The 23,767-nt window shown below is 35.4% G+C and carries 19 protein-coding genes; 6 read left to right on the forward strand and 13 right to left on the reverse strand.

Features of this window, described 5'->3' with window-relative positions; all coding sequences use genetic code 11:
- Window positions 1-125 precede the first annotated feature (125 nt).
- Entirely contained in the window at window positions 126-992 is an 867-nt protein-coding gene (locus KQI69_RS03780; protein ID WP_216563956.1) for an aldo/keto reductase, read from the reverse strand.
- Between the two features lie 162 nt (window positions 993-1,154).
- Between KQI69_RS03780 and KQI69_RS03785 the strand changes: the two genes are divergently transcribed.
- Genes KQI69_RS03785 through KQI69_RS03800 form a run of 4 tightly spaced genes read left to right on the forward strand, consistent with a single transcriptional unit; the run spans window position 1,155 to window position 4,688 of the window.
- On the forward strand, window positions 1,155-2,003 hold the full coding sequence (locus KQI69_RS03785; RefSeq protein ID WP_216563957.1) for a hypothetical protein: 849 nt from the start codon (window positions 1,155-1,157) through the stop codon (window positions 2,001-2,003).
- A 26-nt stretch (window positions 2,004-2,029) separates the two neighbouring features.
- Entirely contained in the window at window positions 2,030-2,830 is an 801-nt protein-coding gene (locus KQI69_RS03790; RefSeq protein WP_216563958.1) for an MBL fold metallo-hydrolase, read from the forward strand.
- A gap of 55 nt (window positions 2,831-2,885) precedes the next feature.
- Window positions 2,886-3,347 (forward strand): MerR family transcriptional regulator, encoded by a 462-nt coding sequence (locus KQI69_RS03795; RefSeq protein ID WP_216563959.1) that lies wholly within the window; start codon window positions 2,886-2,888, stop codon window positions 3,345-3,347.
- 18 nt (window positions 3,348-3,365) lie between these two features.
- Window positions 3,366-4,688: a family 43 glycosylhydrolase gene (locus KQI69_RS03800; RefSeq protein WP_216563960.1), complete on the forward strand. Its 1,323-nt coding sequence runs from the start codon at window positions 3,366-3,368 to the stop codon at window positions 4,686-4,688.
- Window positions 4,689-4,767: 79 nt separating this feature from the next.
- Here the strand turns inward: KQI69_RS03800 and KQI69_RS03805 are convergent, their stop codons facing one another.
- Entirely contained in the window at window positions 4,768-5,979 is a 1,212-nt protein-coding gene (locus tag KQI69_RS03805) for an ATP-binding protein (protein ID WP_216563961.1), read from the reverse strand.
- Between the two features lie 380 nt (window positions 5,980-6,359).
- On the opposite strand from KQI69_RS03805, the gene KQI69_RS03810 reads away from it, so the two are divergent.
- On the forward strand, window positions 6,360-7,067 hold the full coding sequence (locus tag KQI69_RS03810) for a response regulator transcription factor (protein WP_216563962.1): 708 nt from the start codon (window positions 6,360-6,362) through the stop codon (window positions 7,065-7,067).
- Entirely contained in the window at window positions 7,039-9,009 is a 1,971-nt protein-coding gene (locus KQI69_RS03815) for a sensor histidine kinase KdpD (RefSeq protein WP_216563963.1), read from the forward strand. Before KQI69_RS03810 ends, KQI69_RS03815 begins: the two co-directional genes overlap by 29 nt.
- A 145-nt stretch (window positions 9,010-9,154) precedes the next feature.
- Here KQI69_RS03815 and KQI69_RS03820 read toward each other — a convergent pair whose 3' ends face one another.
- From KQI69_RS03820 to KQI69_RS03870, 11 genes are all read right to left on the reverse strand, one after another.
- Window positions 9,155-11,170: an ABC transporter permease gene (locus KQI69_RS03820; protein WP_216563964.1), complete on the reverse strand. Its 2,016-nt coding sequence runs from the start codon at window positions 11,168-11,170 to the stop codon at window positions 9,155-9,157.
- Window positions 11,171-11,196: 26 nt separating this feature from the next.
- Window positions 11,197-11,967, reverse strand: coding sequence for an ABC transporter ATP-binding protein (locus tag KQI69_RS03825; protein ID WP_216563965.1), 771 nt, complete (start codon window positions 11,965-11,967; stop codon window positions 11,197-11,199).
- A 304-nt stretch (window positions 11,968-12,271) separates the two neighbouring features.
- Entirely contained in the window at window positions 12,272-13,978 is a 1,707-nt protein-coding gene (locus KQI69_RS03830) for an AAA family ATPase (protein ID WP_216563966.1), read from the reverse strand.
- A 139-nt stretch (window positions 13,979-14,117) separates the two neighbouring features.
- The gene (locus KQI69_RS03835) at window positions 14,118-15,248 is read right to left on the reverse strand and encodes a sensor histidine kinase (protein WP_216563967.1); all 1,131 of its coding nucleotides are present in this window, start codon (window positions 15,246-15,248) and stop codon (window positions 14,118-14,120) included.
- A 112-nt stretch (window positions 15,249-15,360) separates the two neighbouring features.
- Complete coding sequence (locus KQI69_RS03840) at window positions 15,361-16,032, reverse strand: response regulator transcription factor (protein WP_216563968.1); 672 nt, start codon at window positions 16,030-16,032, stop codon at window positions 15,361-15,363.
- Window positions 16,020-16,379 (reverse strand): Hpt domain-containing protein, encoded by a 360-nt coding sequence (locus KQI69_RS03845; RefSeq protein ID WP_216563969.1) that lies wholly within the window; start codon window positions 16,377-16,379, stop codon window positions 16,020-16,022. The genes KQI69_RS03840 and KQI69_RS03845 overlap by 13 nt, the downstream gene beginning before the upstream one ends.
- Before the next feature lie 291 nt (window positions 16,380-16,670).
- Window positions 16,671-18,266: a xylulokinase gene (locus KQI69_RS03850; protein ID WP_216563971.1), complete on the reverse strand. Its 1,596-nt coding sequence runs from the start codon at window positions 18,264-18,266 to the stop codon at window positions 16,671-16,673.
- Window positions 18,267-18,424: 158 nt separating this feature from the next.
- Complete coding sequence (gene araA / locus KQI69_RS03855; protein ID WP_216563973.1) at window positions 18,425-19,918, reverse strand: L-arabinose isomerase; 1,494 nt, start codon at window positions 19,916-19,918, stop codon at window positions 18,425-18,427.
- 241 nt (window positions 19,919-20,159) lie between these two features.
- Entirely contained in the window at window positions 20,160-21,185 is a 1,026-nt protein-coding gene (locus KQI69_RS03860; RefSeq protein WP_216563975.1) for a sugar ABC transporter permease YjfF, read from the reverse strand.
- A complete protein-coding gene (locus KQI69_RS03865) occupies window positions 21,182-22,267 on the reverse strand; it encodes an ABC transporter permease (protein WP_216563976.1) in 1,086 nt (361 codons plus the stop codon). The genes KQI69_RS03860 and KQI69_RS03865 overlap by 4 nt, the downstream gene beginning before the upstream one ends.
- Window positions 22,260-23,767: sugar ABC transporter ATP-binding protein (locus KQI69_RS03870; protein ID WP_253288989.1), on the reverse strand; the 1,508-nt coding region annotated here is incomplete at its 5' end. The genes KQI69_RS03865 and KQI69_RS03870, both read right to left, overlap by 8 nt.

A 23,767-nucleotide genomic window follows, 5' to 3' on the forward strand; every position in this document is an offset into this window, starting at 1 on the left:
TTTTTTTTGCATAATGTGAAATATATATATATTTCACATATAAGATTTGTGTCAAATGTGCGCAGACACAAATCTTGTGTGTGAAAAATCCGATTTTTCACACTAATCTCCAATCTTTCTATATTTTATAACTTTCCACCATAAACAGGGAAACCGCTGCTTTCTCCATAGCTCTCAATCTTCTTGAAGTTCTTTAAAACTTCCATATCCTGTTCACTAATCTCAAAATCAACCTCTGAGTTTGTCTTCATATGCTCCGGATTTCCTGTCTTAGGAAGTGCTATAGTTCCAAGCTGGATTGCATATCTGATGCAGAGCTGTGGAACTGATACACCATATTTGTCTGCAACCTCTTTAATCTCAGGCTGATTTAAGATTTCTCCATGAGCAATAGGTGAATATGCTTCTATGGCTATATCGTTTTTCTGGCAGTATTCAACAAGTTCTGTCGGTGTATTGCTGATATGAAGAAGCACCTGATTTACCATAGGCTTAATCTCGGCTGTCTCTAAAAGGCTCTCTATATCTCCTATCTGAAAGTTAGATACACCGATTTCCTTTATCTTACCTGCCTTATAAGCGTCCTCCAACGCTTTCCATGCAGCTCTGTTTCCCTCTACATATCTGTTTTCTGACTGGTTTACCTCGACCCACGGCTGAGGACTGTGGATAATCATCTGGTCAAGATAATCAAGCCCCATCTTCTCAAGAGTTTCCTCAATCGACTTTGCGGCACTCTCATATGTCTTATGCTCAGCGGCAACCTTTGATGCAACAAATAATTTCTCTCTAGGAATACCACATTTTCTTACACCCTCGCCGACACCACGCTCATTGCCGTATGCCTGTGCCGTGTCAATAAGACGATAACCGCATTTAACAGCCGCGCAAACTGCATCAGCCGCCTTGTCATCATCAATAAACCATGTACCAAGACCAAGTTTTGGAATTTTTACTCCGTTACTAAGAGTTAATGTTTCATTTAATACCATAATATTTCCTCCATCTATTCATTTGACTTTATAAAATGCAACATATATACTTTACTTAAAGTACAATCATATGATACAAGTTAAAGTAAACTTTAAGTCAAGCACTTTTTTAAAAAAATTAAAGAATTTAGTAAATCGAAAGTTGTGGAGGATAACAGACAAATGAAAAAGTTTTTTTTACTTGATTATAAGACAATTGACGATTCACATTGGAAAAATCCTGACAATCCTATTTTACAGATGCTTGAAAGATATTCCAAGGGAATTGGAGATTATGAACAGAATGAATTGACTGAAGCAATATTCAATAGATTAGGTTGGAGTAACAAATATAAAGATACGATATTTTCATTTCGCACAATTATTTGTAAAATAATTGAAGTTTACTCAGAGGAAAATGTAATTAAACTAAACGATGACAATAGAATAAAGTTTTATTTTAAAGAAAATACTTTAAGATATGAAATAAATGGTCAGCAAAATGATAAGTATCAATATAGTAAAAAGATATTATATGAAAAGGCTACGAATGAAACGAAAGCATTAAATCAAATAATGAATAAAATATTTGAGGATGAAAAACTTTTCGAAAGACTTAAAATTGTTGCCGGCTTAGTGGATTCGCTATCGAATTTCACGCCACATCCCGGATATCCTTTTAATCAAGCAAAGGGAAATTTGAAGAATATAGCTGATAACTTAAATCTAATGATAGATAAAGTGCAAAAATGTATAAATGATAATAAAGATTTATTGTATGGAAATAATCATAAAATTGATAAGGCTGTTTTGGTAAAATGGAAAGAATGGTTTGTTAGAAACCAAGAATCATATTGCTTAAAAAATATATATGAAATTAAAGATGATAAAATAGTTGGTATAAATTTGTTTGATACGCAATCATTGGAAAAGCCGTTACCTACAAATAAAGAAGAAATATTGAAGTATTTAGATAACATGATAAATATCTTAAATGTTCGAGGAGAAAAAATGAACATGTCAATAAGATGAATTCAAATTTGCAAAGGAGAAACTATATGAATCTTACAATGTTAGGTACCGGAAATGCACTTGTTACAGAGTGTTATAATACCTGTTTTATATTACAGGAAAATAATGAGTATTTTATGATTGATGGTGGCGGCGGAAGCATGATACTTCATCAATTAAAACATACTGGTATTGATTGGAAAAATGTCAGAAATATTTTTGTGACGCATAAACATATCGATCACATTACCGGTATATTATGGATAGTTCGTATGATATGCCAGTATATGAGTCAGGGCGAATATGAGGGAGACGCAACGATATATGCTCATGATGAAGTTATTGATTTGCTAAGAGATTTAGCTGGAAAACTTTTGCCAAAAAAAGAAACCGATTTTATTGATAACAGACTTCATTTAATAGCTGTTGAAGATGGAAAATCAATTAATATTTTAAATAAAAAAGTCACATTTTTTGATATACATTCAACAAAAGCAAAACAATTCGGATTTTGCATGGAACTGGAAAAAGATAAAAAATTGACCTGCTGTGGAGATGAGCCATACAATCCTTATGAAAAAAAGTATGCAAAAAATAGTACATGGTTACTACATGAAGCATTTTGTTTAGACAGTCAGGCAGATATATTTCATCCGTATGAAAAGCATCATTCAACAGTAAAGGATGCCTGTATATTAGCAGAAGAACTTAACATAAAAAACCTGCTGTTGTATCATACCGAGGATAAAAATATATCGCAGCGAAAAGAACTTTATTATAATGAGGGAAAGAAGTATTTTAATGGAAACCTCCTGATTCCGGATGACTTGGAGTCAGTTGAACTTTAAACTTCCGGTTTTTCAACTATTATCAACAATACAACACACAAAGAAAGGATTACACATGGTTTATACAGTTGGCGAAATGGCTAAAATGCTTGGTATTCCAAGCTCAACGCTCAGATATTATGACAAGGAGGGACTTCTTCCTTTTGTGGAGCGTTCTCCGGGTGGAATACGAATGTTTCAGGAAAAGGATTATGAATTTTTAAAGATTATTGAATGTCTGAAAAAGGCTGGTATGTCGATTAAGGACATTAAAACTTACATCGAACTTACACTTAAGGGAAATGAAACCATTGAGCAAAGACTTGAACTTTTCAAAAATCAGAAAAATGTTCTTCTGGCTCAGATGGCCTCTCTGCAGTGCACTTTGGATGTTCTTGACTATAAGTGCTGGTTTTATGAAACTGCAAAAGAGGCTGGAACTACCGATGTTCCGCAGAATATGACACTTGAGGAAATACCTGAAAAATACCGCAATATACGCTATAATCTTCAGGATGTCCCTGAACAAAAATCTTAAAGAAAAGGATGAAAATTTATGCCAAATCCATATTTACCTTCATGGGAATATATTCCCGACGGCGAACCGAGAGTATTCGGTGACCGTATTTATGTTTACGGTTCACATGACAGAGTGGACTGTGAGAAATTTTGTGATTTTAAGTTAAAGGTGTGGTCTGCACCTGTGAATAATCTATCCGACTGGGTATGCCACGGCGATATATTCAGAAGCAAAGCAAAACCGGACAAGCAGACAGATACACCGTGGACGGAGCTTGAACTTTATGCTCCGGATGTAGTTGAAAAAGACGGGAAATATTATCTCTACGCATATCTTGTAGACTCAAAAGGCTGTGTTGCCGTAAGTGACAGACCAGAGGGTCCTTTTAAACTCCTGTCACAGTACAAATATAACATTCCTAATCATTATGACAACGGAACATTTATAGACCCCGGCGTGCTTGTCGATGATGACGGCAGAGTTTATGTCTACTGCGGTTTTGAAGGCTCTTATATGTGTGAGTTAAACGTTGAAAATATGTATGAAGTCATTGACGGTACTTACCAGACGGATATTATCCCGGTAAATGAAAATGAGGACGGATTTTTTGAAGCCTGCTCACCGAGAAAAGTCGGTGACACATATTATCTTATCTATTCTCCGAGAGTAGGCAGCCGTCTTGCATATGCCACCTCAAAATCACCGACCGGACCTTTTACTTACCGTGGTTACATCGTTGACAACGGCGTGGATTATCCGGGCGGCAATAACCATGGCTCTATCTGCAATATAAACGGTCAGTGGTATATCTTCTATCACCGCATGACAAATGGCTCTATCATGTCCCGCCGTGGCTGTGTGGAACGAATAGAAATACTCAAAGACGGAACTATCCCACCTGTTGAAATGACCTCACTCGGATTTGAAGAAGCCTTAAATCCATACAAACAAACTGATGCAGATACCGCCTGTGTACTAAAATCAGGTAAACAGCAGGCTCTCATAACAGAACTTGACGCATTTACAAGAGTAATAACAAACATAACCGACGGCTGTGTGATGGGTTGGAAATACTTTGACTTTGGCGAAGATTTCACAAATGATGAATTTTTATTTATGGCAAAAGTTCTTCCAAGAGGATGCCACGGAACATTACATATCTGTATAGATAACGAAGAAAATGAGATAGGTGTCGTTGAATTTGAGCGTGACAGCACCATTTTGAAAACGAAAGTTAAGCATATAACAGGAAGACACGCTGTCTATCTTGTTGCAAAAAGTCATTACGAGAGCTGGTCTGCCTGCTATTTTGAAAACAGACAGTTGTTTGATCTGGTGGCTTTCCAGTTTTGTAAATAAAAAAGCTGTCGGCTGACTTTAGCTTGGTAAATAAAAAAACTTCCAAAACTGTAAAATTACAGTCAGGAAGTTTTTATTTTTACCATTCTGATGAAAGCAAAAACTCTGCAATATTCATAGTTTTTATTCCCTCGTAATTGCCACCGGTAAAATCATTTGTAAGCAGTACATATTTCGGATAATTGTCATTAATCTCTAAGAGTCTATCATATTCTCTTTTTTCAGTTTTCTCTGAATTTATTTCCTGCGTAACTTGAACATATAGCTTATTGTTCTGCTTAATTGCAATAAAATCTACTTCTCCATTAACGGTTTTACCAATATTTACTTCATATCCCCTGCGTTTCAATTCTAAATATACTATATTTTCAAGACTTGATGCCACATCATTAGAATTGTAGCCTAAAACACTATACCTAAGCGAAACATCTGCAAGATAAAATTTTTCCTGCGTTTTTAAAATAGATTTTCCCTTAATATCATACCTCGAACATTTATGAATAAGATATGCTTTCTCCAATTTTTCAAGATAACTATACACCGTTTCATTATCTATTTTTCTATGTTCTGACTTCAGATAATCTGAAATTGTCTTAGCTGAAAATGTATTTCCGACATTCTGAAAAGTATATTTTATAACCCTTTCAAGTAAATCTACTTTTCTTATTTTATTCCTTTTTACAATATCTGAAAATACTGTTGAATTATATATATCTTTTACTACCGTATATATCTCATCCTGTGTATATTGCTTAAGATGTGTAGCCGGAAATCCACCCAGCTTTATATAATCAGCAAACTCCTCTCTGATACTCTTTAACTCCCGATACTCAGATGTAAATGTGAGATACTCTTCAAATGACAATGTATATATATGAAACGATATATATCTTCCGGTAAGATATGTTGAAATTTCCGAAGACATCATCCTTGAATTTGAACCTGTTATATAAATATCAACATCATAATCCGAAGCTATTGAATTTACAACTTTTTCCCAGCCATCAATCTCCTGCATCTCATCCAGAAAAAAATATGTCTTTTTCCCTTTAATAATTCTTCCTTTAAGCTCCAGATACATCTGTTTAGCAGTTAAGTCGTCATATTCCATTGAGTCAAAACGGTAATTTGCAATCTGCTCATCTGATACCCCATATTCCTCAACAAGTTTTTTCATTATCATTTTTAAAATTGTTGACTTTCCACAGCGACGCACACCTGTAAGTATCTTAATAAATGGAGTGTCTACATACTGCATAATTTTATCTATATAAATAGGTCTATTAATCATAACATCCTCTCCAAACTCTTATATACACATAATGTTGATGGGTTCAAACGGCATTTTGACCTTTGCCTCATATTATTTTTCATTATACAATATCAGATAATCATTTTCAACACTTTTGCGATTATAACCTGAAAAACTTTACATCTTAGTTATTTTTGCGATTATATTCCAAAACTCTTTTTATATTAGTATGTTTTTACCTGTTATATACATACAATTTTAACACCCTTAATCGTACAGTAAACATAAACGATAACATTTTATTGGCAAAACTTTTCTAAACACCATCATTTAAGAAATTCGTAAGAAATATCTTTGGAAAATATCAGACTTATAGTTTAATATATAATCATACTTAAGCTTAAGCAAAGGAGAAACCTATGGAAAACATAAATATACTTGTCGTCGATGATGACAAAGAGATTGTTAATGCAATCTGCAAACTTTTAGAAAGCGAGGGATACAAAACACTAAAAGCATACGATGGCTTAGAGGCTATAGATATATTAAATCAAAACACTGTCCATCTTATCATTCTTGACATTATGATGCCTAATCAGGATGGACTTACAACTACCATAAAGATCCGAAACGAAAAAAACATTCCTATTATACTGCTCTCAGCGAAGACACAGGAAAGTGATATTGTCCTCGGTCTTACAATGGGTGCTGATGATTATATTTCTAAGCCATATGCCCCATCTGAGCTTCTGGCAAGAGTGAGGTCACAGACCAGACGGTATCTAAAGCTTGGTTCTTATGGCAATGTTTCTTCAAATGAGGAAATAATAACAAACCTCGGTCTTGAACTGAATGTTACTAAAAAACAGCTTTTTGTCGATGGTGAAGCAGTTAAGCTTACGGCAAAAGAATACAAGATTGTCAACTATCTTATGCACAATCTGGGACGGGTATTTTCAGCCGAAGAAATATATGAGCATATCTGGAATGAAACGGCTTATAGTGTTGAAAATACTGTTATGGTACATATAAGACGAATTCGCGAAAAGATTGAAATAAATCCTAGCGAGCCAAAATATTTAAAGGTGGTGTGGGGAATTGGATACAAAATTGAAAAATACAACTAAAAAGACTTTTCTGCCTATGTCTGTAAAATTTGGCAAAACAACCGGAAAATTGATTTCTATATTCTTTTACCTGTCAATAGGTATACTTATTATTACAGGTATATCACTGCTATTATTTGCAAGAAATGGTATTTACCATGATGCATTAGCAGGAACAGAATATGGACATTCAGCAGCATATGCGAAACAGATATGCACTGACGTAAAAAAAATATGCACCTATGAAAATAATTTCATTGACGGTGCAAAAAAAGACAAAGCAATGGGAAAAGATTTTTCATATCTTTATGCCAAAATGTATATCAGTGAAAATGTAGACATCTCTATCGATCACGACGCATGCGATAATGAAACCAAATTAAAACTTCAGCAGGTTGCTAACAGCATAAATCAAAACAGATTAATGCTTCAAACATACAGTTTTCAAAAAAAGGAGGCACTTATAAAATGCATTGAAGAAAAATTTGACACATCAACTACTCGCATAGTCGCAGTATCAAATAATACTGCACTTATAAATTCAGACATACTTAAATCAAATGGTTACAAATACAAAAAAATATTTAATTATGAAACAGGTGACTCCGCTGTTATCTTACTCATATATAACATTAAGACATTTAATACCAGTAAAATTTATTGGCAAAATTTATGCATCTTTATAAAGCTTATAACAACGCTTGCTATCATAGCAATACTTTATATTTTATATGTTCATCTTATATTAAAGGGATATATTAAAACATATGCAACGGCGTTTAAACATCTGCTTCACAACATACGCATATTTATCACCGGACATATATATTATCCTTTATGTACCAAAAAAGGTGTTAAGCTCTTGTTTATATGCTCAAGCATATCAGTGGCTTTACTCACTGCTTTTATAATAGCACTAACAGCCTGTATTAAATATTTTAACGGACTTATTCCGGTCGGTTATTCATTAGATACTCTTTACAACTGGATTCCGGAAAAGTGGTACAATTTTGCTTATCATATATTAAACATGGATTATGAAAGATTTATCTGTATCTGTTTCATAATATACTTTTTAATTTTTGCAGTTTATCATTATTTTTCATCAAAGGTTATAAACTCATGCAGACTTGTTGAGGATGATATTGATAAAATTTACAATGGCAACTATAAGTTTGATACGACAGATGAAATAAACAATACATTTTATGAATCTATCTTAAAGCTTTCAAATATAGGTGAAGGTTTTGAAAAAAATCTTGCAGAGAGAATAAAAAGCGAGCGCATGAAAACAGAACTTATAACTAATGTTTCGCATGATCTTAAAACACCTCTCACCTCGATCATAAGCTATGTTGATCTGCTTGAAAGAAGAGAGGATCTACCGGCTGAGGCTGCTGATTATGTCAAGATCATATCACAAAAAGCAGTACGGCTGAAAAATATGGTATTCGATGTGTTTGAGCTTGCCAAAACAGCAAGCGGTGAGCTTATGATAAATAAATCAAAACTCAGTTTAAACAAACTGATAATTCAGACACTTAGTGATATGGAAGATACTATGCAAAAAAGCGGACTTGACCTAAAATTAAAAATACCTGAAAATGATATTTTTATAAACTCTGACGGAAGCAGACTGTATCGTGTAATGCAGAATATTATAGGAAATGCGCTTAAATATTCTCTAAAAGGAACACGCATATATATATCGGAAACCATTGAAGGTAACACTGTAAGACTTACAATCAAAAATACGGCATCGTACGAAATGGATTTTACTGAAGAAGAAGTTCTTGAAAGATTTGTGCGAGGTGATAAAGCAAGAAATACTGAAGGAAATGGACTTGGACTTTCAATAGCTAAAGAATTTACGCAGGCATGTGGCGGTACTTTTGATATCAAAATTGATGGTGATCAGTTTAATGTGATAATTGATTTTCCTATTGAAATTGATAAAAATTAATAAATTTTCTCTAAGCAAAAAAGGACAGAATTAATTATTTATTCTGTCCTTAATCTATTAGTCAAGTGGATATTCACAAACCGCCATGTTACTTGCTCATAACACTATATCTTTTCTTTTAGTGTATTGTATCAGCAGTATTTTTTTACGCTACAATCTTATAATATGCCTTTGATGTTACCTTAAATACAAGATAATAAATAATCGCAAATACTATTATCGTGGCTATCAGACATCCTGCAAACAGCTTTTCATTATTCAGATTTAACAGTTTAAGAAGTCTGTTTACCATCGGAAATGCCGCTGTCACATGAACTGCTGCCGCAAATATCGGAAGAACAAATACTATCCTTATCTGTGATTTTATCGTATCTTTAACTTCCCTGCTGCTCATTCCGACCTTTTCAAGTATCTGGTAACGCTCTCTGTCATCATATCCCTCTGTAATCTGTTTGTAGAAGATTATCATTACCGTAACCATCAAAAACATTATTCCGAGGAAAATTCCGAGGAAGAAAAGTCCACCATATAAAAGATAAAAATTCTGCTCATTTTCCTGCCTGCTTTCAACCCAATACGATACATTTTCTTTTTTATTATTTTTGTTATCTTTAAAATACTTCTTCACAGCACTATTTACCTTTTTATAAGCTGCTATTTTCTGCTTTTTATTTCCGGACTTAAAATCAAATCTGATTTTATTTGTATAGTAATTTGCTCCCTTTCCAAGTATTTTCTCCTGCACATCATATAGCTCCTGCACGCTTTCATCATTGTCAAGGATTATATATCCCAGACCATTAAGTGTGCTTATCACATATAAATCATCATCTTCCGTATGTTCAAAGCTTTTATTAACTTTATAATTCTGACCAAATACTTTTATATCTTTTTTATCGTACTTTTTATTTAAAACAACTACTGCCTCACCCTTTGAAATATTCCCTATTTTATCTTTAAAACTTTTATCTTTTTTGATGAAATCATCTTTTGAAAGTATATAAAAGAGGTATGAATTCTGATATGATAAATGTTCTTTATCAGTTGTAAAATCATTTCCCTTTAATCCTACAAAAACTGATAAATACGAATACGCTTTTATATTTTTTACTTCCGCATTTCCAATTTCATCAAATATTGCTTTTTCCATTTCACTGCTTTTGTCAATTACACTGTCATAGTCAGCCGTGACACATACATCATTTGGATACCTTGCCATAAGCTCATCCTGTATTCCCACATACATACTCACCGTAGTTGATATTACCACAAGCACCATCGTTGAAAGAATACATATACTTGCAAGCCCTGCCGCATTCTGCTTCATTCTGTAAAGCATCCCTGAAACTGCCATAAAATGTTTCTTATTATAATAAAATTTTTTATTGTTTCTAAGTAATTTTAACAATGCGATACTTCCCGCAGTAAATAATGCAAATGTTCCGATTACGACCAACAGTACAGCAACAAAGAAAAGCGTAAGTACCTTAAGCGGATTTTCAGTTGTTATTGCAATATAATAAGCTATTGCAAGGCATACTACTCCGACAACTGTCATAAAAATCTTTGTTTTTGGTTCTCTCTCCCCTACACTTGTGCCATGCAGAAGTTCAATAGGATTTGCCAGCTTTATCTGCATGAAATTATATAAAAATGTCAGCAAAAATAATATTCCAAATGAAACTATACATAAGATAATACCATGTATATTTACAAAAAATTCCACTGTCTTATGTATTCCTATAATTCCATATAAGACCATAAGCATAAATTTAGAAAATACTATTCCTACTATAATTCCGCATACCAGAGAAATTGCTGCAGAGTAAACAGTCTCTACAAAAAGAACCTTTGATAAATGCCTTTTTTCCATTCCGAGAATGTTATAAACACCTATCTCTTTTTTTCTTCTTTTGATTATAAAACTGTTTGTGTAAAACAAAAATATATATGAAAATATGACTATAATTCCGACACCAAGTTTGAATATGATTGCAAGACTGTCTGCTCCCATTATTTTATTAAGACCTTCATTGTCACTTAAAAATGACATCATATAGAGCATTGCAACCGTAATTATACTTGAAATTATATATGGTATATAAAACGGTTTGTTATTAGACAGATTTGTCTTTGCCAGTTTAAAATATAATTTACCCATCTGTGATTACTCCCTTTTTTTAATTTTTAATCGTTCTCTTTATCTCCTCCGGTTGTAAGTACCGTCAGCGTATCAGAAATCTTTGCATAAAGCTCCTCATTTGACAGACCACCTCTGAATATCTGATGAAATACTTCACCATCTTTTATAAATAAAACCCTGTTCGCATGACTTGCCGCTTTTGTGCTGTGCGTTACCATAACTATTGTCTGACCATTTTCGTTTATCTCATTGAACAGTCCTAAAAGATCATCTGTTGCCTTTGAATCAAGTGCTCCTGTAGGCTCATCAGCAAGTATAAGTTCAGGCTCTGTTATAAGTGCCCTTGCAACTGCTGCCCTCTGCTTCTGTCCTCCGGAAACCTCATACGGATATTTCTCAATTATCTGTTCGATGCCAAGCATTTTTGCTATCGGACGAAGTTTAGCTTCCATCTCATTATGTTTCTTTCCCGCAAGCACAAGCGGAAGATATATATTGTCTTTAAGAGAAAAATTATCTAACAGGTTAAAATCCTGAAAAACAAAACCGAGATGCTCTCTCCTGAATGCAGAGATTTCCTTTTCCTTTACTGTTGAAAGATTTACCCCGTTTAAAAGCACATTGCCTGATGTCGGTTTATCAAGTGCCGCCAAAATGTTTAACAGTGTTGTTTTTCCTGAACCTGACTCTCCCATAACCGCAACATACTCTCCTTTGTCTACGGAAAAATTGATATTTTTAAGTGCCTGAACCTGATTACCTCCGAATCTTGTAGTGTAAACTTTCTTTAAATTTGAAACTGATAATATTGCCATAACTTCCACCTTTCTTATCACGAAACTTTTTAAACATTTGCGAAACTATCATAATCTGCAAGCAAAACAAATATTAGCAATTCGCTTGACTTGCATTTCTTTCTGTTCTGATATTATCCTAACAAAAAAGAGAAATGTCTGCTATCGAAACAGCTTACATTTCTCTTTTATTTCTTACATTTTTGTAAGATACGCTGTGGTTGTCAAGCGAATGTTTGCAATCCGCTCTGCTACTAACACTATTAGCTGTATTGCTCTAAGCAATAAAAGCAGGGACTTCCTTAATAATGTTAAATAATTTTATCTATCTTTCACCTATAAGAACCTCTTTACCTCTAAACGCAAAACCATAGTTATATATATTTCCTTTATTCACACCACGCTTTATCAGTTCTGCATCATAATTCTTATCTTCTATCTGCTCTAAAGCCGCCGTAACAGTTTCTTCAAGTGACTTTTCTTTTCTTGGATTTATCACCTTAAACTCAATTACTATACCCGGATATTTTTTACTCTGCTTGTCTTTTGGTTCAAGCATTATATCATATCTTCCATATCCGCTTTCACGGTTTGAGGTTATGATATAGTTTTCTGACTGGTCTACCATAAGTCCTAAAACAAAGCCGTGGAAAAAATTCTCAGGTGCTTTTTTATCTGATGTATGTTTTCCTGAGTCAAATACACTGAATGTCCGTAATGCTACATCATTCATGTACTCATTCATACTTTCTATATCTCCAGATATAAGTGCTTTTACAAATTCATTTGTCTCATTTTTTGCCGGGCTGAACCATCTGAGTATTATATCCTCAAACATAAACTGTATTTCCAAATTTGTAAGTGCAAGTGTATATCTGCGTGCTTTTCTGCGATTTCCAACAAGCGGTTCTGCTGATACCACTTTGAGATACCCACTTGCCAGCATAAGGCTCCATACGGCATCCTCTGAATAATTAAGTTCTGAAAATACTATCTGCTCATTTATCGGTACATCTACTGTTTCTTCTTTAAGAAGTGTTTCCATCATCATTTTTATGCTGGGACTTCCTTTTTGAATAAGATTATTTATAAGTCCATTTGAACTTGAATCCGCCCAGTAAGTGTTATACTCTTTTTTATCTAAAAAATTAATTATAGACCACGGATTATAAATATCTTTTTGTTTTCCAAAAACAAAGCCATCGTACCATTTTTTTACATCTGCTTTTTCATTTGGTAATCCCTGTTCATCAAGTGCCTTAAACACTTCTTCCTCTGTAAATCCAAATGCAGTTTCATACTTTGGTGTCAGTGTCGTAACTACTTCCAGATTATTCAAATCAGAGAAAATACTTTCTTTTGATACTCTCGTTATACCAGTCATTATCGCACGCTCTAAATAAGGATTTGTCTTAAATGTTGAATTAAAAAGACTCCTTGTAAATGCAACAAGTTCTTCCCAATATCCGTTTACATATGCTTCCTGCATTGGAGTGTCATACTCATCAAGAAGAATAATAGTATTTTTCCCATAATATCTGCTGAGATAATTTGACAGATTATTTAAGGCCTCCTGTGCCACCTCATCACTCATATCTGCACAGACGGACTGATACTGTGCTATCTCATTAGCATTATACAGATCACTTTTCAATATATAATCAAATTCATTGTATATTTTCACAAGTTCAGCTTTTATTTTTATAACTGTTCCCTTATAAGTATTCTGTTTTATATTTGCAAAACTAAGAAATATCACCGGATATGTTCCCTGAATTTCACGATACTTTTCATCTTCCCATATCTCAAGTCCCTCAAACAATTCCCCTCTGTTTTCATATTTATTTGAGAAAAAACATTTCAACATACTCATATTTAATGTTTTTCCAAAACGGCGCGGGCGTGTTATAAGCGTAACCTCATCTTCGCTTTCCCACCATTCCTTTATAAACCCTGTTTTATCTACATAAAAACAGTTCCGCTGTATCATTTTTTCAAAATTCTGGTTTCCTATACTCACTGTTCTTGCCATAAAAGCCTCATTTCTGCACACATTTTTTTCATAGTGTGAAATATAATATATCTCATACATAAGATTTGTGCCAAGTGTGCTCAGACACAAATCCTAAGAAGTATGCCAAAGTAAAGTTGAACAGCTTAAGTCCGTTGTCTCAGAGCTTAGAATCTGACACTTTAAGATACATTCTCACTTTTGTCCCCTTCTTCTCCTCCGACTCTATCTCCAATCGGTGTCCGAGTTTATCGGCTGCCTGCTTGCACAGATAAAGTCCTATGCCAGTAGATGTTTTATTTTCATGTCCGTTATAACCTGTGTACCCTTTTTCAAATACTCTTGGTATATCTTCTGCATTTATACCTATTCCCTCATCTGAAATCTCAACAAAAATAATCCTGCTTTTATTTTGTGAATCCACCCTTTTTTCTATCTTATCAAAAATGTTCCCATCACTTTTACTATCTTTGTCATCTTTCTGTGACATACCTAACCTTTGTGTTTTTAGTTCATTTGTGCAAACGCTTATAGTTATACTTCCGGCTTTTGTATATTTTATGGCATTTGAGAGAAGCTGCTCTATTATAAAGCCAAGCCATTTTTCATCACTCGCCACTGTTATATCAGTTCCCTCATAATGCATGGCAAGTTTTTTTCTTATAAATATCTTTGCATACTTTCTTATTGATTCTCTTATCACTTTGTCAAGTTTTACTTTTTGAAGCACAAAGTCATTTGTTTCTGATTGCACACGCTGATATTGAAGTGCCATATCTGTGTACTGCTCTATCTGAAACAGTTCATTTGATAATTCTTTTTTCAGTTCCCCAAATCCAAGGTAAATCTTTTCTAATTCATCTTCTTCACTATCCGTATATTCATCTTCCTGTTTAGTGTGTGTCTGACAATCTGTATTTTGAACATTCTCATCTTCTCTATCGTCTGCAAACTCTGATATGTCCATTTGCAATAAAAGACGCATCGCAGCTATCGGTGTCTTTATCTGATGCACCCACATCCCATAATATTGCAGCATTTCACTGTCCGTCTTATCTTTGCCGGCTTTCATTTCTTTGCGGCTTATTATCTGATTTTCAACTATTTCCTGATACAACCGTTCAACGCAGTCTGAAGTTTCAGGCATATCAGACTGCTCATCAATATCAAGCAAAGCGGTTTTTTTTAATTTTTTATATTTTATAAGATAACTTACAAATCCACAAAAAAATACCGTTATAAACACCATACTTTCAAGAATCACTCCATATATACAGTCATTTTGTTTCATCCCTGAAAGCCGCATAAATACCATTTGAAATAATATAAAGACTGCACAAAAAACAACCCATAATATATTTGTTTTTATATATGATACAAATATTTTCATAATATTTTCCATTCTAACCGAGTTTATAGCCAAGCCCCTTTTTGGTCATTATAAAACCATCAAGTCCGATTTCTTTCAGTTTTTTTCTCAACCTGTTCACATTGACTGAAAGCGTATTTTCATCTATATAATCATCGCTTTCCCAGATTTTTGCCATAAGGTCATCTCTTGAAACTATCTTCTCTTTATTCTCCATAAGTGTCTGTAATATCTTAAGCTCATTTTTTGTAAGTTCTATCTTTTCATCTTTATAATTAAGTGTCGCATCAGTAAGATTTAACATTGCATCCCTGTGTGATATGACACTGCTTCCTACAGAAAAATCATAACTTCTTCTTATAAGTGCCTGTATCTTCACTGTCAGTACATCAAGGTCAAACGGTTTTGCTATAAAGTCATCTCCGCACATGTTCATAGCCATAACTATGTTCATATTGTCAGATGCCGACGACAGGAACATGATCGGAAGTTTTGACACTTTGCGTATCTCACTGCACCAGTGATATCCGTTATAAAACGGAAGTTTTATATCCATAAGGACAATATTGGGAGAATACCCGGCAAATTCTCCCATAACATTTGACAGATCTGATACTATATGTACATCATACTGCCACTGCTCCAAATGTTTTTTTACAGTCTTTGCTATGACCTCATCATCCTCTACAATCATTACCCTATACATTTCTTAATTCCTTCCAGCACATTTTTATAATGTTCCATAAATGATTCATGATGCTGCAATGCAAAATCAATATCACCGTTTTTTACTGACTGTTCAATATCCATTGCTTGCTCATGCAGGCTCTGTGCTCCGATAGTAAGGCTTGTTCCCTTAACAGCATGAACCTGTATCTGATAGTCTTTCCAGTTTTTATTTTTATAATTTTCCTCTATAGAGCCGGTCATCTCTCCCTCTACAAATTCTCCGACAACTTCCTCATAAAGTTCTTCATCATCTCCACAGTACATAAGCCCTGTGTTTATATCAATCTCCGGCAGTACATTCTGAATTTTTTCTGTAAAAGTCATAATTTTTCTCCTCCCATCAGTCATGCTCTTGTGTATTTATAAAACACATCAATTATGCATCTTCAATAAATATTATCCTCACAATCTAATAATCATCGTCAACATTATACTATGTAATGACAAAGCGGGCAAGTGCATCAAAACAAAAGAGCCATGGCTGCCGCATTTTCTTTAATGCTACAGCCATGACTCTTTATTTTTCTATCTGGTCATTCAGTATAACCTATTGATAATTCATTGTACAAATCATACCATATGAATGATATTTGTAAATCGGACATCCGCAATCCGCTAACGTGTATTTTTGAGATTATCTACTGCTGCTCTCTCGATTGCAAGGCATTTTGTATATTTCTCAATAAATTCATCAAATCCCTTTACATCCTCTGGATCAGGCTCTATAACTTCTCCATGCTGATTTGCAAACACTTCTTTGCTTAAGTAGTCCTGAAGTGACTGTCCGTCTTTCTTGTTCACCATGTATGATGCAAGGATAGCGATTCCCCAAGCTCCACCTTCACCTGCTGTCTCCATAACAGATACAGGCGTGTTGATAGCACCTGCAAGTATCTTCTGACCTACACCTTTTATAGTAAAGTATCCGCCATGTCCAAAGATTGAATCAACCTCAACTTTTTCCTCTTTAAAGAGAATGTCAAGTCCTGTCTTTAATGCTCCAAGTGCTGTGTAGAGCTGAACTCTCATAAAGTTTGGAAGATTGAATTTTGCATTTGTCTCTCTTACGAGTAATGGACGGCCTTCCTCAAATCCTGTTACATGCTCTCCTGAGAAATAATTGTAAGCTACGATTCCGCCACCGTCTTTCTCTGCAAGAAGTGCCTGATTGAACAGCTTATCAAATATCTGCTCAGGTGTTACTTCAAGTCCCATAACTTTTGAGTATTCCATAAAGAGATCAACCCATGCATTTATTTCTGATGTACAGTTGTTACAATGTACCATTGCTACTGCATCTCCTACAGGAGTTGTCACCATATCTATCTGTCTGTATGCTTTTTTAAGTCTGTTTTCAAGAACTATCATTGCAAATACAGATGTTCCTGCTGATACATTACCTGTCCTTACTGCGATACTGTTTGTTGCAACCATTCCTGTTCCCGCATCACCTTCTGGAGGACATATAGGTGTTCCTGCCTGAAGTTTTCCTGAAACATCAAGTTTCTTTGCTCCTTCCTCTGTAAGAACGCCTGCATTTTCACCTGCTGAGAGAACTCCTGGAAGAATTTCTTTAAGTTTCCATGCAAATCCTTCTGGTGCAACGAGTTCATCAAACTGACCAAGCATTTTTTCATCATAGTCACCTGTCGTACTGTCGATAGGGAACATTCCTGATGCATCTCCTACGCCGAGAACTTTTTTACCTGTAAGCTGCCAGTGGATATATCCTGCAAGAGTTGTAAAGAAATTTACATCTTTTACATGGCTCTCTTTATTTAAGATTGCCTGATAAAGATGGGCAATGCTCCATCTCTGAGGAATGTTGAAATCAAACACCTCAGTAAGTTTGTCAGAAGCCTCAGATGTGATAGTATTTCTCCATGTTCTGAATGGCACTAAAAGAGTATCATCCTTATCGAAAGCCATATAGCCATGCATCATTGCACTAAATCCCATAGCACCGATTTTTGTAATCTCTGCATCATATTTTTCTTTTACTGTAGCAGCAAGTTTGCTATAGCAGTCCTGAAGTCCTGACCAGATATCATCAAGGCTGTATGTCCATACACCATTTTCATATTTATTTTCCCATTTGTGGCCGCTTGTCGCAATAAGGTTGTTATTTTCATCTATAAGAACTGCTTTTATCTTTGTAGAACCAAATTCGATACCAAGTGCCGTCTTTCCACTTTCAATTATGTCCTTCATTTATGTTCTCCTCCTGACATTAAAATGTTTTACCACTGCCTGCACTAATGCAGACAGCAACAATATACTTCTATCTTCTAATCATTTAAACAATTGTCAAGCGGATATTCGCAATCCGCTCTGCTACTTCTTTGATAGTGTTAGATAATAAACTGTTTCTAACGGTAAACAATATCACCGAGCATAAGATCTCTCTTGAAATCTCTGATATTTGTGTCTTTGTTTATAACTACTGCTTCGATTCCCATCATTGCTGCCCAATCACACATCTGCTCTGCTGTAAGGTCATATGTAAATGCTGTATGATGTGCACCACCTGCGAGTATCCATGCCTCAGCTCCTGTGTAAAGATCAGGTTCAGGTGTCCAGAAGTTTGTAGCAGTCGGAAGTTTTGGCATAGGTTTTTCTGTCTGCTTGCACTCTACATCGTTTATGATAAGTCTGAAACGGTTTCCGAGATCGATAAGTGATGTTGCGATACCATGACCATTCTTTGATGTAAACACAAGTCTTGCAGGATCTTCTCTGTCACCCATTGAAAGCGGCTGGCACTTAATCTGGATAGGTCCCTCTGAGATTGACGGACAAATCTCAAGCATATGAGCTTCAAGTATTCCCTCCTTACCAGGTACGAGATTATATGTATAATCTTCAAGCATTGATGTTCCCTTTGCGTCCTTCATGCCTGCTGTCATAACTTTCATAAGACGAACCATAGCTGCAACTTTCCAGTCACCCTCTGCTCCGAATCCGTAACCTTTTTCCATAAGTCTCTGAATAGCAAGTCCCGGAAGCTGTTTGAGTGCTCCAAGATCTCCAAAGTGAGTTACGATTGCCTGATAATTCTTTTCTTTTAAGAATCTCTCAAATCCAATCTCTATCTGAGCCTGTACTGCTACATGTTTTCTAAACTCAGCAGGATCTCTGCCCTCAAGGAGAATGTCATATTTGTCATAATATTCATCAACAAGTGCATTTGTATCTGACTCTGAAACTGCTGCTACTGCCTCTGCTATCTCATTAACAGGGTAAGCATCTACTTCCCAGCCAAATTTAAGCTGAGCTTCTACCTTGTCGCCCTCTGTAACTGCAACATTTCTCATATTGTCAGCAACGCGCATAACTCTGATATGGCTGCTCTCAACAACACCGACTGCCGTTCTCATCCATGAGCCTATCTTCTCCTGAACTTTCTCGTCAGACCAATGGCCAACAACAACTTTACGCTCAATCTTCATGCGTGTAACAATATGACCATATTCCCTGTCACCATGTGCTGCCTGATTTTCATTCATGAAATCCATATCTATCGTATCGTATGGAATTTCCATGTTAAACTGTGTATGCAGATGAAGTAATGGCTTTCTGTACTCCTGAAGTCCTAATATCCATGACTTTGCAGGTGAGAATGTATGCATCCATGTGATAACACCCGCACACTCAGGATCATTGTTAGCTTCATTAAATGTTTTTCTTATAAGTTCATTTGTGATAAGTGTTGGCTTTAACACAACCTCAAAAGGAAGTTTTCCAGAAGCATTTAAAGCCTCAACTATCTGTTTTGAATGAGCTGCCACATTTGCAAGACACTCATCTCCATATAAATCCTGTGAACCAGTACAAAACCAAAATTTATAATTTTTTACTTCCATCTTTTTCTCCTTTTCCTTTTATAATATTTTTTTGTTTTAATGCAACAACATCTGATGTTTCCGGCTGTTAAGACTGCCAAAAACATCAGATGATATCTTTTCCTAAAATAATTTAGTTTTTTCTTAACACCATATTCATAATACCCTAAATCAAACATTTAATCAAGTATTGTTGTAAATAAAAATATGGTTTTTTTATAACAGTTCAGCCATAAAAAGATATAACCTCATGGTAATCCTATCACTCTTTCTTCTTCTCTTTAACAAGTGCAAATATAGCCTGAAGAACTATGAAGAAGCAGAGCAATGCTGATATCGCGATACTTGACCATGATGAAAGAAGTTTACCATTTGTATGTACAAGTGTATCGATAGTACCTTTAATAAGCACACCAAACAATGTTCCTATTACATTACCAACACCACCTGTAAGAAGTGTACCACCGATTACTGATGAAGCGATGGCATCCATCTCCATGAATTTTGCCTGTGCAACGAATCCACACATACTGTTCAAACAATATAAGATTCCACCGATAGAGCAGAGGAATGATGATAACATATAAGCTTTCATCTTTGTCTTTTTTACATTTAATCCCATAAGTTTTGCTGATGATTCGCTTCCACCTACAGCATAGAGTGAACGTCCAAATTTTGTAAACTTGAGTATTATAAATGTAGCTGCAACTACTATCAGGGCAATGATAACAGGCATTCTTACAAACGGATTCATGACAACACCATGTTTGTTCGTATATCCTCCAAATGGAAGTTCAAGTTTCCAATCAGCCCATTTAGCAAATGTCGCATTATTTATATTTACCATCTCTGTCGTGATAACTGCTATCATACCTCTTGCAAAGAACATACCTGCCATTGATATGATAAACGGCTGGATACCGAGCACACCGATAAGGAATCCCTGAACCGCACCAAATATGATGCCTACAACAAGAACTACTGCTATAGCAAATACAGGACTCCATTTAAGGTTTGTCATACCGTAAGCCATTATCATACAGTCAAGTCCGACAAGTGAACCTACCGAGATATCGATACCTCCTGTAAGCATTACACATGTCATACCGCAGGCTACACATATAAGACCTGCATTTGTTATAAGAAGATTTAAGAATGTCTGGAAATGTCCAAATCCTTTATCTTCATATACGACACATCCGATTCCGTACATAACTATAAAAAGAACTATTGTTATGAGCAATAAAAGATTATTGCCTCCGATTTTTATCTTATTTTTATTTTTCATTTCGCAACAGCCTCCCCTCCGGTAGCACTAGCTTTGCGTGCTTTTCTGTTTTTGATATAACTCTGGACCGCAGGAGCCTGTATCGCAACAATTATTACAATAACAATAGCTTTGATAACGGGAGCCTGTTCAGTTTTTACACCGAAAGCAAGAAGCGTTGTTGAAAGTGCCTGTATCGTGTATGCTCCGATGATAGAGCCTGCAAGTGAGAATTTACCACCTGCAAGACTGTTACCTCCAAGAGCTACTGCAAGAATCGCATCCATTTCAAAATTAAGACCTATATTATTTGAATCAGCCGAATAAATTCTTGATGATGCCACAGTTCCGGCAACACCTGCACCAAGACCACATATCACATAACATATAAAGATTATAAGTGCTGAATTTATACCCATTATCCTTGCTGCTCTAGCATTTATACCAACAGCCTGTATATACATTCCGAGTGCCGTTTTCTTAAGAAGAAGTGTAGCAAGTATGATACAGATTATCGCAACAAATATAGGTGTAGGTATCGGACATTCCCAGTTTCCTATATGCCAGAAATTTCCAAGATATTTGTACTGTTTTACACGTACATATGTTATCTGGTTGTTGCTTACAACAAGACCGATAGCTCTCGCTGCCGTATAAAGTACAAGTGTAGCTACCATAGGCTGTACTTTAAGTTTTGAAACCATAAAACCATTAAAGCATCCGCAGATACCACCTATAAGTATTCCAAACAATACACCAAATATGATAGGATGCTTAACTGCTGAAGCTGAACTTACTCCGTATCCTACAAGTGATGTACAACAGCATGAAGCTACAAGTGCCATAACCGAACCTACCGATATATCAGTACCTGCTGATACAGCAATTGTAAGAGTCATTCCTATAGCAAGTATCGCTATCTCACTTCCTCTGTTTGCTATATCTATAAGTCTTCCATATAACACTCCGTTATTTATGGATATCTGTAAAAAACTTGGTGATTTTATAACATTAACAAGAATCACTAATATCAAACAGACAGCCGGAAAAAATAATTTACTTCCAGTGCATTTTTTCCAAAACGAGTTCTTCTCCTTACTCATTCTTGTCACCTCCCGCAATAGCCTTCATGATGGCATTCTGTGTCATTTCATCATCAATCTCTCCAACTTTGGCACCATCTCTTAATACTACCATCCTGTCACATGTTCTAAGCATTTCCTCGATTTCAGATGAGATAAATATAACCGCCTTACCTTCTTTTGCAAGTTTGACTACAAGTTTCTGAATCTCTGTCTTCGTACCGATATCAATACCTCTTGTAGGCTCATCAAGTATAAGAAAATCAGGATTTGTGGCAAGCCATCTTCCAAGGATTACCTTCTGCTGGTTACCACCTGACAACTGGCTGATAGGTACTTCCATACTCGGTGTCTTGACCTGTATCTCTTTTATATATTTTTCTGCTATCTTTTCCTGCTCTGCTCTCGGCAAAAGTCTGAATATACCACGTTTTGCCTGAACCGCAAGTATGATATTCTCCCTGATGGAAAGGTCTGCGATAACACCTTCTGCCTTTCTGTCATCAGGTAAAAATCCCATGCCAAGCTTCATGGCATCTAGCGGAGAATTTATCTTTACCTCTTTTCCTTTAACCTTGAGGGTTCCACTCTGTGACTTGTCAGCACCATATATTACTCTTGCAAGTTCGCTTCGACCTGAACCTAAGAGACCTGTAAGACCGATAACCTCACCTTTATGTATAACAAGGTCAAACGGTTTGATCTTTCCTTTATGACTAAGACCTTTTGCATCTATAATGACCTCATCCTGTACTGAACTCTCAGCTTCCTTGATAGAAGCAAGGTCATCAAAGTTTTTACCCATCATCTTTGCGACAAGCTCCACTCTCGGAAGTTCAGCAACAGGATATTCACCTACAAGTTCACCGTTTCTAAGAACAGTTATCATATCACATACCGCATAAACCTGCTCAAGGAAATGTGTTACAAATACAATTCCTACACCCTCTTTTTTCAACCTAAGCATCATCTTGAACAGCTTTTCAACTTCGCTGTCATCAAGCGAAGAAGTAGGCTCATCAAGAATAAGAACCTTTGAGTCCATATCTACTGCCCTCGCGATTGCAACCATCTGCTGCAATGCAACTGAATAATTTTCAAGAGTAACAGTAACATCTATGTCTATGTTAAGGTCATCTACTATCTTTTGTGCCATCTTATTCATCTTTTTCCATTGGATAAATCCAAGTGCATTTCTTGGCTCTCTTCCTATAAAAAGATTTTCTGCAACTGTAAGATTCGGACAAAGATTTACTTCCTGATAAACTGTCGCTATTCCTTTCTGCTGAGCTTCCTGTGTGGAATGATTTATGACAGGTCCTTCTATACCGTCAACTCTTATCTCACCGGCCTCAAAATCATATACACCCGTAAGTACTTTTATCAATGTTGATTTACCTGCACCATTCTCTCCCATAAGAGCATGGATTTCGCCTTTTCTCAATGTAAAATCAACTCCATTTAAAGCCTTCACTCCGGGAAATGTCTTTTTTATGCCACGCAGGGTTAAAACTTCATTTT

The sequence above is a fragment of the Eubacterium sp. MSJ-13 genome, assembly GCF_018918235.1.
GTDB lineage: Bacteria > Bacillota > Clostridia > Lachnospirales > Lachnospiraceae > Butyribacter.